The organism is Marinoscillum furvescens DSM 4134 (assembly GCF_003386095.1).
In the GTDB taxonomy this organism is placed as follows: domain Bacteria; phylum Bacteroidota; class Bacteroidia; order Cytophagales; family Cyclobacteriaceae; genus Marinoscillum; species Marinoscillum furvescens.
This window is the reverse complement of the sequence record NZ_QREG01000003.1, coordinates 219,600-233,617: the sequence shown is the minus strand read 5'-3', so window position 1 is coordinate 233,617 and position 14,018 is coordinate 219,600. Positions and strand designations below refer to the sequence as shown.

General features: G+C 43.7%; 8 protein-coding genes. 1 reads left to right on the top strand and 7 read right to left on the bottom strand.

What is annotated here, in order from left to right; all coding sequences use genetic code 11:
• Positions 1–9: 9 nt before the first annotated feature.
• The 5 genes from C7460_RS04805 to C7460_RS04785 form a co-directional block, all read right to left on the bottom strand.
• Entirely contained in the window at positions 10–3,012 is a 3,003-nt protein-coding gene (locus C7460_RS04805; RefSeq protein WP_115866941.1) for a SusC/RagA family TonB-linked outer membrane protein, read from the bottom strand.
• 358 nt (positions 3,013–3,370) lie between these two features.
• Complete coding sequence (locus C7460_RS04800) at positions 3,371–6,259, bottom strand: triple tyrosine motif-containing protein (protein WP_221409455.1); 2,889 nt, start codon at positions 6,257–6,259, stop codon at positions 3,371–3,373.
• A gap of 141 nt (positions 6,260–6,400) precedes the next feature.
• Positions 6,401–9,358 carry a translation initiation factor IF-2 gene (infB, locus tag C7460_RS04795; RefSeq protein ID WP_115866939.1) on the bottom strand — a complete coding sequence of 986 codons (2,958 nt, stop codon included), beginning with the start codon at positions 9,356–9,358 and terminating at the stop codon, positions 6,401–6,403.
• A 30-nt stretch (positions 9,359–9,388) separates the two neighbouring features.
• A complete protein-coding gene (gene nusA / locus C7460_RS04790) occupies positions 9,389–10,630 on the bottom strand; it encodes a transcription termination factor NusA (RefSeq protein ID WP_115866938.1) in 1,242 nt (413 codons plus the stop codon).
• Positions 10,631–10,633: 3 nt separating this feature from the next.
• Complete coding sequence (locus C7460_RS04785; protein WP_115866937.1) at positions 10,634–11,104, bottom strand: ribosome maturation factor RimP; 471 nt, start codon at positions 11,102–11,104, stop codon at positions 10,634–10,636.
• A 162-nt stretch (positions 11,105–11,266) separates the two neighbouring features.
• Between C7460_RS04785 and cysS the strand changes: the two genes are divergently transcribed.
• A complete protein-coding gene (gene cysS, locus C7460_RS04780; protein ID WP_185148288.1) occupies positions 11,267–12,748 on the top strand; it encodes a cysteine--tRNA ligase in 1,482 nt (493 codons plus the stop codon).
• A gap of 54 nt (positions 12,749–12,802) precedes the next feature.
• Here the strand turns inward: cysS and hpf are convergent, their stop codons facing one another.
• Together hpf and C7460_RS04770 are read right to left on the bottom strand one after the other, a co-directional pair.
• Entirely contained in the window at positions 12,803–13,102 is a 300-nt protein-coding gene (hpf, locus tag C7460_RS04775; RefSeq protein WP_115866936.1) for a ribosome hibernation-promoting factor, HPF/YfiA family, read from the bottom strand.
• 29 nt (positions 13,103–13,131) lie between these two features.
• Complete coding sequence (locus C7460_RS04770) at positions 13,132–14,007, bottom strand: tyrosine-type recombinase/integrase (RefSeq protein WP_115866935.1); 876 nt, start codon at positions 14,005–14,007, stop codon at positions 13,132–13,134.
• Positions 14,008–14,018: the final 11 nt, after the last annotated feature.

Genomic DNA, 14,018 nt, shown 5'->3' with positions numbered 1-14,018 from the left:
TTGTGGTGATTAAAATCCAAGGCTAAGGCCCAACAGGAAGGTTCGTGCTCTGGGGTATGGATTGTTGTCTATACCGCCGCCTACTTCTGGGTCTAGCCCAGAGTATCCAGATAGCACAAAAGCATTTTGCACCGTACCGTATACGCGGATGTTGGCTTGCTCCAGTTGGCTGAAGGTGTAGCCGAGGGATACGTTATCTATGCGTACAAATGATGCATCCTCCACATAGTAATCTGAAAAATACTGAGGAGTGGAGTAGTTGGTTTCTAACACAGAGGCATGCACATTTTGGAGCCAGTTGGAGGCGCCTTCCATGCCGTTATAGAATCCACTAGATGAGGCGATGTTGTTGTATACATAGCCGCCTACGTTGCTTCGTACAGTGAAAGAGAAATCAAACCCTTTGTACTTCATGTTTGAGGTAAGACCCATGATCAGGTCTGGTGCCGGGCTTTTGTAGATATCGCGATCTTCGCTATTTACTGTTTCATCACCATTGGTGTCTTCGTAGATATCAGCCAGGTTGATTTGGCCATCCTCGTTGTGGTCGATACCATCTTCGAGCGGAAGCCCATCTTCGTCTAGTTTCGCTTTGAATACATAGAAGGAGTTCACCTGCTCGCCTACTTTGAGGATTTGGATGTTGTTACCCGTACCTCCATTGATTCCTCCTGTAAGGAAACCTTCAAAATCTTCGCTATCTGATCCGTCAAGGGTAACAATTCGGTTTTTGTTGTGCGCTATGTTGAAGCCTGCTGTCCATTGGAAGTCTGCATTGTCAATGATATAGCCATTTAGTGCAAGCTCGATACCCTTATTTTCTACTTCACCAATGTTGGTGATGATTCTGTTAGTGAGGTTGGTGCCAGCCGGGACGGCTACTTCAAACAACAGGTCATCCGTGTATTTCTCGTAGTATTCTACACTACCTGTAAGGCGTCCGTCAAAAAAGCCAAAATCTATTCCGTAGTTGAATGAGGTGGTTTCTTCCCACTTGATTCCTTGATCATAGCCATTTGGTCTTATTGTGCTTACAAAGTCATTTCCAAACTGGTACTGTGCAGTGATTTGGCCTGGAGTGTAAGTAGCAAGGTATTGGTAATTGCTAAATTCCTGGTTTCCGGTGATACCGTAGCTAGCACGTACTTTTAGATCGCTGAAAATATTAGATACTCCAGCCATAAAAGGCTCGTCTATTATTCTCCAACCTAGTGCCAGTGAAGGGAATATACCATATTGGTTGTCTGGTCCAAATCGCGATGAGCCGTCTCTTCGAACTGTCGCAGTAAGCAAGTAGCGATCAAGCAGTGAGTAGTTTAATCTGCCAAAGAAAGAGATGATGCGGTTGCTCTGGTGGAAGTTAAACGTTTCTGATTCTTCTGCTACGTTGGCACTGTAAAAGCTGTACACATTCGTAGGAAGGTTGTATGCTCTGTAAGAAGGAAAGTCTGAGCTAAACTGCTGGAATTCGTATCCACCAGTTACATCAATGGCACTTTGAATGGATGGAAGATCCTTCTTGTAGGTTAGTAAGAAATTCATTAGCGGATTGATCCGCTTTAGGTTTTCGATGCGTACCTCTCCACTATCAGCAGATTGGTTACGCAGCGTGTAAGGCTGAAACCTTCTGCGTTCTCCAAAATTCACATCGTAAGCAAGGTTAGCCTTTGCCGATAGACCCTCCACAGGGAGTTTGTATTCGATCTGGATGTTACCCAGATTTCGGACATATTCGCCAAAGCCCTGGACCTGATTTGTAGAAGAAACCGGGTTGTCGGGAGCAAGGTCAGCATCGTATTCAAAATATCCACCCCATCGGCTTCCAGCGTCGTATACTGGCTGAGTAGGGTCAAATACGATAGCAGCACCTACGGCTCCAGCATCGAAACGGTCTTTGGTATACGAGCTTTTGATGTTGGCAGTAATGTTGAGCTTGTCATCAAGGAGCGACTGGTTGTAGTTGAGGCTTACGCCAGTGCGCTGTGTGTAGGAGTTTTTGATAACTCCTTCTATGTCCTGATGGTTTACCGAGACCCGATAACTTGCATTGTCAGTGCCACCGCTTACAGAGAGGTTGTGGTTTTGTCCTAGCGCTCTTTGGGTGATTTGGTCATACCAGTTGGTGTTAGCTTCACCTATTAGGCCAATTTTATCCGCATGCTTGGCAATGATTACATTGCTAAACTCATCTGCATTGAGCATGTTGATTTCACCAGCCATTTCAGCTACAGAGAAGTAGCCATCGTAGGTTACTCGTGCTTTGTCGCCTTTTTTACCACTCTTGGTAGTGATGATCACTACGCCATTTGCTCCTCTAGAACCATAGATAGCTGCGGCAGAAGCATCCTTTAGTACGGTGATGTTGGCAATATCGGCCGGGTTGAGAAAGTTTAGCGGGTTTCTTCCGCCGCTTTGTCCTCCTGGATCGTGTGCGTCGTTGGTGATAGGTACACCATCTATTACAAATAGGGGTTCATTTCCTGCGGTTATAGAAGTACCACCACGTATACGAATTGTTGATTTACCTCCAGGCTCACCGCTATTTGAGGTGATTTGTACTCCGGCCACTTTACCAGTGAGAAGTTCTTGTGGAGATACAATTGCGCCTTTGTTAAATTCATCAGCATCCACTGCTGCTACCACGCCTGTAACGTCTCCTTTTTCCTGCTCACCATAGCCTATGACGACTACTTCTGAAAGTGACTGTATGTCAAGACTAAGTGCAACGTCTACTGTGGATCGGTTGCCCACAGATACTTCTGTTGAGGCATATCCTATAAATGAGAATATCAATACGGTTTCGTCTGATACACTGATGGTATAGTTGCCATCAATATCAGTTACTGTTCCAGACGTAGTACCTTTTACCACTACGTTGGCTCCCGGGATGGGATTTCCATCTGATGCATCCGTTACCGTTCCTGATACCACACGCTCCTGAGCTAGTAGACTAATACTAGTAAGCAGCGTGAGTATGACGGCTAAACTTGCTTTAAAGTAACTCTTCTTCATACTTTTTCATTAATAGATGATACATTTTGAATAATTCGCAATAGTGGGCTGAGAATCACTTTGCTAAATGTGAATATTTCAAAACCCAGACTCTAATATCAAAGGACAATGGGCAATTCACCAATGTGTAAGGGGGCACAATAGGTTATCAGAAGGGTCGGAAATGGGTGGGAAAGAAGCTACTCGTCTCCCGGTGGAAAAGCGCCAAAATGGCACTTCAGGTACAGATACAAGGAGATTTGTGAGGTTAACAAAAGGTTAACTCAAAGAATTTTTTGGTGAGGGATAAGGGAGTAAGCGTAAGATGCACGAGTTAACGACTCGTTAACCTTTTAGGACAGTTCGCAGGAGTAGTTGTCTAGATGGATAGTATGAAATCCGTTAATCCCTGACCTTTTTCGAGGTTGAGTTTTTTGCGAATGCGGGACCGAGAGACTTTTACACTGTCTGGAGAGATCCCCAGTATGGTGGCACATTCCTGTAGTGACAAATTGAGTCGGATGAGGGCACAGTGTCTGAGCTCCTGGGTGGTGAGGGCCGGGCAATTCACCTTGAGTTTGGTGTAGAAGCCCGTGTAGATCTGTTCAAAGTAAAGCTTGAAATCTTCCCAGTCTTTGTCCAATCGGAAACTTTCATCGATGATTTTGATGGTTTTTTTGATCTCTTGGTGAGGCGCTTTTTGTGAAGACTTTACAATGGTTTCCAGCTTGGTTTTTAGCTCTCTGAGGGATTCGTTTTTTTGGATGATGTGGAGCGTATGCGTAGTGATCTGCTTGTTTCGATATTCGATCTGATCTTGAAGCTGCTTTTCCTTGAGGTGGAGAAAGTTTACATCAGCATCAGAGAGTGCTTGCTTGGATTTGTGGATGGCTTCAGTTTTTGAAAGCAGCTCTTCTTTTTGCTGGATGATTCTATTTTTTTGTTCTATTATTTCATTTTTCTGACGCTTGATTTCCTGTGTACGTTCGTCAATGATTTTTTTGAATCTTCGTTTCTGGAGTATAAGGTGATAATTGTACGCTCTGGTGGATAGGATGAGAATGGCTGCTACACCTGTAGCGAAGAGCAGGTATGCCCACCAGGTACGAAACCAGGGAACCTCTACGATGAAGGCATATTGAACAGGGGCACTCCACAGCAATCCTGTTTCGCGGGCGCGAACCTCCAGTATATACTCTCCTTCAGAAAACCCAAGAAAATTTACCTGTCGGTTGTCACTAGGTTCTGACCATGTGTCATCGAGTCCTATTACTCGGCTTTGGTATCTAATGTCTAATCCCGGATAAGTGAGCGTTACAAATTCTGCCTGGAGGTTTCCTTTGTAAGGGATTACTGCCTGACCATTTTCATTTGGTACGAGCGATTTGTTTCCGCTGATGATGGACTTCAGGCTTGGAACAGGGGTTTTTTCAAATTTAACCTGTTCACTGTGGATAAGGGCAGCTCCTTTGGCTGTGGAGATAAATACTCCGTCTGTGTATGTTTTCAGGCCTCTCCAGGTGAGAATCTTAGACGGCAACCCGTTTTTAGTGGTATAAAGTATGGCTTCTTCACCATTGTAAGCCGTAAGCCCATAGTCGCTGGCCAGCCAGACCAAACCATCTTTCCAGACGATGGCTTTGTACGGTTCGTCTTCGGGCATGCCTGGAAGTTCATGGCGTAACAGACGGTTTTCTCCAGATCGCTTGAGGAGCAACCCCTGGTTTGTGGCTATCCACATGTTGTCTTGTAAGTCAAAACAAATATCTTCAATAGCTAAAGGTTTGGTTGGGGAGAAATTCATTGTGGCTTTATGGCGTACAAAACTCTTTGAGTTGTTGTTGAAAGTATAGAGTCCATCGTTTGTGCCGCAATAGAGTGTTTGAGTGCTCGCACTTTGGGCAAACACAATAGATCCCTGTAGCTCAAAAAAGGTGATGTCGTTTGTTTGGCTTTCGATTCGGATCACTTTTTCTGGATCTCCTGCAAACCATTTGTTGGATTGTGCGTCGTTAAAGATGTATTTGATAGCTACTCCCGTGCTGTCTTTCACTTTGGTGAGTTGGTTGTTGGTGATATCCAGGAAGTAGATAGACCCAAAAGAATCACCAACCCAAAGTTTGTCCTTATCAGCGAGTAGTTGATCAAAATAGTTGGTTTTAGAGCTGGTAAGCGTTGTGGGGGGTAAGGCACTGGATAGGTTTGCCTGCCTTATTTCCTGACCAATGGAGTAATACAGGTTTTGGTTATCACCAAACGTAGCAGCTTCTATTCGAAAACTCCCAATAGAGGCCGGTGACGTGATTTCAGAAAAGGAAATGAGCCCTACATTTTCACTTCCTACAACCCAGATTTCGTTGGCACGTTCATCATGGAAAAAGTCCACCACATCTACAAAATCCACTTCTGTTACTTTTTCAGGTACTTGAGTACCATACGGCAAGACATACAGTCCTTCATCCCAGGTGCCGATATATACCTGATTTTTTTGTACCGCTAATGCTGAAATGTTGTCAACGGAATTGAAAAAACGTGTTTCCAGAATGTTTTGCTCACTGTCGGTTTTTATCTGAAAAACTCCTTCTTTTCCTCCTATCACCAGATAGTCACCTCTTAGTACGGCAAATCCAGTAACGTCGGATACAGGTAAATCAATATTTACGGGCTGTAGTTGATCAGACTCTGGCAGGTACCTTAGTAGTGAGCCTTTATATGGAGCAATCCAAAGTGTGCCAAATGCGTCTTCCTGAAAAGTGAAAGTCCTATGATAGCTTATGGATTGAAAATCAGGCCCCAGTTCAAATCTTTTGAACCCGTTGGCATTGATGCGTACTACACCATCTACTTCACCAACCCAGATGTTGCCTCTCTGATCTTGATAAAGTGATTTAGGGTATTCCAAAGGTTCGTTAAATGTATAGTTGTCCAATTGTAGTGGAGCAAAGTATACAGAGTCCTGAGTGCGAATGATTTCGCGCATGCCACGGTCATTCACTACTATGAGCTGGCCTGATTTAGTCGATAAGAAGGTTTTGGTGTAGTTGCTTTGCAAACCCTTGTTGTATAGCCGGGTTTGGTTGCCGTCATAGCTGAGTACGCCCTGGTCTGTCGCAAACCAAACTAGCCCCTGTTCATCCTTTACAATGCCCTTGATTACCTCACTAGCTACGGCCTCACTCAGGTCATAATATAGGTAACGTTGCTGCTGGGCTGCAGCCAGCAGCGATAGACTCAATAGCAGACTTGTGATTAATCCTGAAATGCGCACAAAGCGAATCTAATAGATTTTGGCTTTAGCTCAAGCAGCTCCTAAGCACAATTACCTCACTGGCAACAGACGAAGAACTGCCCCAAACGAAAACAGGCTCCATTTGGAGCCTGCTACTATTCAAAATATGTTTATTAAAGCTTAAAGCGTTCGCTTCACTTCTTTCTCGGTAAATCCTTCGATTACATCACCGACTTTGATGTCGTTGAAGTTTTTGATTGACACACCGCATTCGTAACCTTGCTTCACTTCAGCAACGTCATCTTTGAAACGCTTGAGCTGATTGATTTCTCCTTCGTATACCACGATACCATCTCTCACAAGTCTCACCTTGTTGGATCGTTTCACGGTGCCATCGGTAACGTAACATCCCGCTACTGTACCTACTTTAGAAATCTTGAAGACTTCTCTCACTTCTATATTACCCGTGATTACTTCTTCGGTGGTAGGCTCTAGCATACCCTCCATTGCATCCTTCACATCATTGATTGCATCATAGATGATCGAGTACAGACGGATTTCGATTTCTTCGTTTTCGGCAAGTCTCCGTGCTCCGCCTGATGGCCTCACCTGGAAACCAATGATTACGGCATCTGAAGCACTGGCTAGCAATACATCAGATTCAGAGATTTGGCCTACAGCCTTATGTATGATGTTTACCTGAACTTCTTCTGTAGAAAGCTTCAAGAGTGAATCAGAAAGGGCCTCAATGGATCCATCCACGTCACCTTTTACGATCACGTTAAGTTCTTTGAAGCTTCCAATGGCCAGTCGTCTGCCAATCTCATCAAGTGTGATGTGCTTCTTGGTACGGATGGACTGCTCACGCTGAATTTGCTCACGTTTGGTTGCGATTTCACGAGCTTCACGGTCAGTTTCCATCACATTGAAGCGGTCACCAGCCTGAGGCGCACCATCCAGACCGAGCATAAGCACTGGTGTAGATGGGCCTGCTTCTTTCATTTTCTTACCTCGGTGGTCAAACATTGCCTTCACCTTACCGAAGTTTGATCCGGCCAATACCACGTCGCCTACTCGCATGGTACCTGCTTGTACCATTAATGTAGTTACATAGCCTCGGCCTTTGTCTAGTGTAGCTTCAATTACCGATCCTACTGCAGGCTTGTCTGCGTTGGCTTTTAGCTCTAGCAATTCTGCTTCTAGCAATACTTTTTCCAGAAGTTCATCGATGCCTTCTCCGGTCTTGGCAGACACGTGCTGGCACTGGTATTTTCCGCCCCAGTCTTCTACTAGTATGTTGATTCCAGAAAGCTCCTCCTTGATTTTATCAGGATTAGCATTTGGCTTATCTACTTTGTTGATAGCGATGACGATAGGTACACCTGCTACCTGCGCGTGATTGATGGCTTCTTTAGTCTGAGGCATCACCGCGTCATCCGCAGCTACCACGATGATAGCAATATCTGTAATTTTAGCTCCACGTGCGCGCATCGCCGTAAAGGCTTCGTGTCCCGGAGTATCCAAAAATGCGATTCGCTTATTAGTCTCGGTGACTACATCGTAAGCACCAATGTGCTGTGTAATACCTCCAGCTTCACCCTCAGTAACCTTAGAGTCACGAATGAAATCCAGAAGTGAGGTTTTACCATGATCTACGTGACCCATGATGGTCACAATAGGTGCTCTGTCTGCCAGATCTTCCGGGCTATCTTCTACTTCTTCTACTTCTACCTCATCGTCTTCGCTGGTAAATTCTACTTCAAACCCGAACTCATCGGCGATGACAGTGATGGATTCAGCATCGAGACGTTGGTTAATCGATACGAACATACCCAGTGACATGCAAGTAGATATTACGTCGTTTACAGACACATCCATAAGAGAGGCCAGGTCACTTGCCGAGATAAACTCGGTTACTTTTAGCTTCTTAGCTTCATCCTGCTCAGCTTGTAGGCGTTCTTCTTCCGCCTCCGCTTTTGCACTACGTTTGTCTTTTCGGTACTTAGATCTGCCGGTATTGCTTCCAGTTTTTCCTCCGGATAGTTTGGCAAGGGTTGCCTTGATCTTATCCTGGATTTCCTTGTCTGAAAGCTCCTCAGTTTTGCGTGTATCACGTTTGCCACCTCTTTGGCCACCTCGGTCATTACCTCCACGCTGCTGTGAAGGGCTGTTGATGCGTTTACGAGGACGCTTTTTCTTGCGGTCTTTGTTACGCTCATCCGAGCTAGCCACGGGCTTGGCTTTTTTCTTGTCTTGTGGTAGTTCGATTTTACCAAGTACGGTAAGCCCTTTCAAAGAGTCTGCTTTAGCCTCTATTTTGGAATCAGCAGGCTTTTCTTCTTTCTTCTCCTCCGCGGCTGGTTTCTCCTCTTTTTTAGGAGCTTCCTCCTTTACAGGTTTTTTAGCTTTAGGAGCTTCTTCTTTCTTTGGAGCTTCTTCTTTAGCCTTTGGTTGCTCAGGCTCAGGCTTAGGTTCTTCAGCCTTTTTCGGTTCCTCTTTTTTCGGCTCTTCTTTTGCCTTAGGAGGTTCTGGTTCCGCTGGTGTTTCCTTTTTAGGTTCTTCCTTCTTAGGTTCCTCAGCTTTAGGCTCAGCAGCTTTTTCCTCTTTAGGTTCCTCCGGCTTCTTAGGTTCCTCTTGCTTAGGTGTTTCTACTGCTTTCTCCTCTTTAGGCTCTTCTGTTTTTGGCGTCTCCTGAGCTTCAGGTTTCTTTTTGGCACCTTTCAGGTCGATTTTTCCTACTACTTTAGGGCCTTCTAGCTTTCGGCTTTCCAAAAGCGAGCTAACGTCTTCTGGTTCGTCCTGTTTTTCGGATTTTTCTTCTTGCTTAGGCTTGGCACTGTTGTCCTTGATGAGGATTTCTTCCTCATCATCACGGCCTTTCTGCTCCTCTCCAGTAGCTTTAATGACCATGTTGTCGGTGTGCTTATTACCAATAGTAAGCCCAGAAGCTTCTTCTTTTTCCATGGCAGAAGAAGCAAACTCCTTGGAAAGCAATGAAAATTGCTCCTGGGTAATTTTTGAGTTGGGACTACTGTCTACGTCAAAACCCTTTCCTTCAAGGAAGTCAACGATGGTCCCGCGTCCTACGTTTAGTTTTCTAGCAACTTGACTTAATCGATAAGTTTTTTCTTCTGCCATATAAAATTTCTCCTGTATAAATAAGCCGGTTTATTCAAATTCTTGTTTGAGAACGTTTTGTACGTTCTGAACAGTCTCTTCTTCCAAATCGGTTCTGCGTACTAGCTCTTCTACTGAAAGTTTAAGTACACTCTTAGCTGTATCCAATCCGATTCTATTGAGTTCTTCAAGGACCCAGCTTTCGATTTCATCTGAAAATTCGTTCAGATCCACATCTTCGTCCTCTGCATCATCAATTTCTCGGAATACATCAATCTCTAATCCTACCAATCGGGAGGCGAGTTTGATGTTTTGACCACCCTTACCGATGGCCAAAGATACTTGATCTGGTTTCAGATAAACAGAAACTCTGTTGTTATCCTCACCAAGTTTCATAGAGACAATCTTTGCAGGGCTTAGTGCACGTGCAATGTAGAGCTCCATGTTGTCGGTGAAGTTAATTACGTCAATGTTTTCATTTTGTAGCTCACGTACGATCGAGTGAATACGTGATCCTTTCATACCTACACAAGCTCCTACTGGATCTATGCGGTCATCGTAAGACTCCACTGCTACTTTGGCTCGCTCACCAGGCTCACGCACTACGTTTTTAATGGTGATCAATCCATCGTATACTTCAGGTACTTCACTCTCAAACAAACGCTCGAGGAAAGTAGGTGAAGTTCTGGATAGGATGATTTTTGGATTTCCATTGACCATTTCCACACGCTGTACAATAGCTCTTACAGAGTCTCCCTTGCGATAGCGATCTTTGGAAATTTGCTCGTTTTTAGGAAGGCTAAGTTCATTGCCTTCTCCGTCTATCAACAATATTTCACGGCTGAGAGTTTGATACACTTCTCCCGTAATGATCTCTCCAACGAGTTCTTTATATTTTTGGAAAAGAATATCTTTTTCTAAGTCTTTGATCTTTTGGATGAGTGTTTGGCGGGCCGTCATCACGGCACGTCTTCCGAAATCTTCTAGTTTTATTTCTTCCGAAACTTCTTCACCGATTTCAAAATCTGGTTCGATTTTACGCGCTTCAGTCAAACTGATTTTATCGTGATCCCAAATGTCCTCAGAGTTGTCGTCTACGATTTCTCTGAACCTCCAGATTTCCAGGTCTCCTTTGTCAGTATTGATAATGATGTCAAAGTTGTCATCAGTTTTATACTTTTTGCGAATCATCGTACGAAACACGTCCTCAAGAATTCGGATCATCGTAGGACGATCGATGTTTTTGCCTCTGGCAAAATCCGCAAACGACTCAATTAAAACTCCAGTATCCATTGTCTATTTGAATGAAACTAATACCATTGATTTATCTATATCTCTTAAACTGATCTTGTGCTCAATTGATTCTTTCTTTTTCTGCTCATTGAGCACAATGAAATCGTCATTAACTTCCGCCAATTCGCCTGTGAGTACATCACCCCCAATCATTGTGACTTTGAGTGACCTTCCTACGTTCTTTTGATATTGACGTACTGATTGCAGTGGAAAATCAATTCCTGCGGAAGAAACTTCGAGGTGATATTTTCCGTCTATAAGATCTTTTTCTTCAAGCTCGGCAGAGAGTCCCCGGCTTACTTTGCTGCATTGATCGATGGTGATGCCTTCATCGCCATCTAGCAATACGATAAGTTTTTGGTTGCCAGGATTGCCTTTGAGAATCACTTTTACCACAAAAAGAGCGGGCTCGTCTGCGATGATCGCCTCGACCATTTGTAGCACTTCCTGCTCGACTTGCTTTTGGATAATCATAATTCTTATGAATAAAAAGAGGGGACTTGCGTCCCCTCGAACCTTAATTCTATATTTGCAATGCAAAGCTAACAGAAAAAATAGTCATTTCAAATTTGACGTAGAAACAAACCAATTAGCGTCAAGTTCGTCATAACTAGTTATTTATAAATAATAAATCGAATGATCGGAAAACTCCGAGTAGTTAACTCGCTGACAAAGCAAAAGGAAGAATTTGTGCCATTGAATGCCCCTCATGTAGGAATGTACGTGTGTGGGCCTACTGTGTACAGCGACGTGCATTTGGGCAATGTACGGACTTTTATTTCATTTGATGTAATCTACCGCTACCTGCAGTTTCTAGGGTATAAGGTAAGGTATGTCCGTAACATTACAGATGTTGGTCACTTGCTGGATAGCGGGGAAGATAAAATCTCTAAGAAGGCGAAGTTGGAAAACCTGGAGCCAATGGAAATTGTGCAGAAATACACCAACGACTTTCGACAGGTGATGGATACTTTCAACGCCCTACCACCCGATATCGAGCCTACTGCTACTGGACATTTGATGGAGCAAATCAAGATGATTCAGGAGTTGTTAGCCAATGGGTATGCATACGAGTCGAATGGTTCCATCTATTTTGATATCAGTAAGTATAATGAGGACCGCCAATACGGTAAGCTGAGTGGTCGTAAGACAGAAGACCTGCTAAATCAAACTAGAGAGCTTGACGGACAGTCAGATAAACGCAATCCGCTGGATTTTGCCCTTTGGAAAAAGGCGGCTCCTGAGCATATCATGCGTTGGAACACTCAATGGAGTGACGGTTTCCCTGGCTGGCACCTGGAATGTTCTGTGATGAGCACCAAATACCTCGGAGAGGAGTTTGATATTCATGGTGGTGGTATGGATTTAAAATTTCCACATCACGAGTGTGAAATCGCTCAAAACGCTGGTAGTACTGGCAAAGAAGGAGCGAGGTATTGGCTTCATACGAATATGCTCACAGTGAATGGTCAAAAAATGAGTAAATCATTGGGGAATTCGTTTTTGCCTGAGCAACTCATCACAGGGAATCATGAATTGCTAGAACGTGGCTACAGCCCCATGACCATACGGTTTTTTATGCTTCAGTCGCATTATGCCAGTACTTTAGATTTTTCTAATGAGGCTTTGAATGCTGCGCAAAAAGGCTACACTAAACTGGCCAATGGTCTGAGGCTAATAAAATCTTACGAATACCCTCAAAATGCGGAGGGTGATCTGAACCAAAAGCAAGTGGATCAAATCAATAAGATTTGCGACAATTGTCATTATGCCATGAATGACGACTTTAATACCGCACTTACAATTGGTCATTTGTTTAATCTTGTGAAGAAAATTAATTCTATCCAAACGGGGCAGCTAAAGTTCACAGATATTGGAGAGGAGACATTCAATAGGATGAAACAGACGTTTATAGCCTTTACTGAAGACGTGCTTGGACTAAAACTGGAATCTGAAATTTCTACGGATAACTTATTGGAGGTAATTCTATCCGAATATAAAGCAGCAAAAGAGTCTAAAGATTACGACAAGGTAGATGAGCTTCGTGCCAAGCTGAAGGCCGAAGGAGTGATCGTAAAAGATATGAAGTCCGGTGTTGATTGGGCGTTTGAAGAATAATAATCGACTGGCGATCAAAATAAAAAAGCCCCGCATTTGCGGGGCTTTTTTCGTTTAATGGGCTGTCATCTTTTCTTTGTGCTTTTTGAGCTGTCGCCTTAGGGCCTCTACTGCCTCGTCTGCAGCTGCTTCAAAGGATTTGGATTTTTCTTTAGCAAATAGCTGTGATCCGGGAATGTTTAGCTTTATTTCGAGCAGCTTATTTTCTCTCTCATTGTCTTTTTCGAGTCTCATGAAAACTTCACCATCGATGATTCTGTCATAGAAAGTATCGAGTTTATTGGCTTTTTTTTGAATGAAATCAACCAATTTCTGATCAGCGTCGAAGTGAATAGAATGCATTTGTAGTTTCATGATTCTTAAATTTTAGGGTTAAAAACGTATTAAGCTTTTGGATGAGCCTGGTCAAAAACAGACTTGAGCTTCTCCATTGAATTGTGTGTATACACCTGGGTGGCAGACAAGCTGCTGTGCCCCAGTAAATCTTTCACGGCATTGAGGTCTGCTCCTTTGTTTAGCAGGTGGGTGGCAAAAGTGTGGCGAAGTACATGCGGACTCTTCTTGCTGGCCGTAGTGACTAGCGAAAGGTATTTTTGTACTGTTTTATACACCACCATTGGATAAAGTTTGACTCCCTTGTCAGTTACCAGCAAAAAATCACATTTGCCGAAAAGCTCGTTTCGTGCTCGCTGGTAATCTTGTATTAATTTAACGAGAAATTTGCCAATTGGTATGACTCTTTCCTTATTTCTTTTTCCTAAAACTTTTACAGTACCCTGAAAAGAGTTGATGTCCAGGTCTTTGAGGTGGATAAGTTCTGAAAGTCTCATCCCCGTGGCGTAGAGCATTTCTATGATGAGTCGATCTCTCAGGCCATGGAAGTCTTGAGTAAACTCTACTTGATCCAGTAATGTGGTGATTTCGCTTTCCCTTACGAAAGTGGGGAGTTTCTTGTCAGTTTTAAGCGGCTTGAGCCTGCTTGCAGGATTTTTTGCAATGTACCCCCGGGAAAGCAGGAATTTGTAATAAGATTTGAGCGTGGCAATTTTACGGTTGATGGTGCGTGGAGAGTTTTCAGCTTCCATCAACTCAACCACCCAACCTCGCAGATGTGCGTGAGTTGCCTCTTCAGACTTTACTATCTCGAAGGTAACCTTGAGATATTCAGAAAATTGATCCAGATCTTTTTCATAAGCGATGAGCGTATGCTTACTGTAACGCTTTTCTGCCTGTAAGTATCTGAGGAATGGATCAATCATAGAAAGTTAGT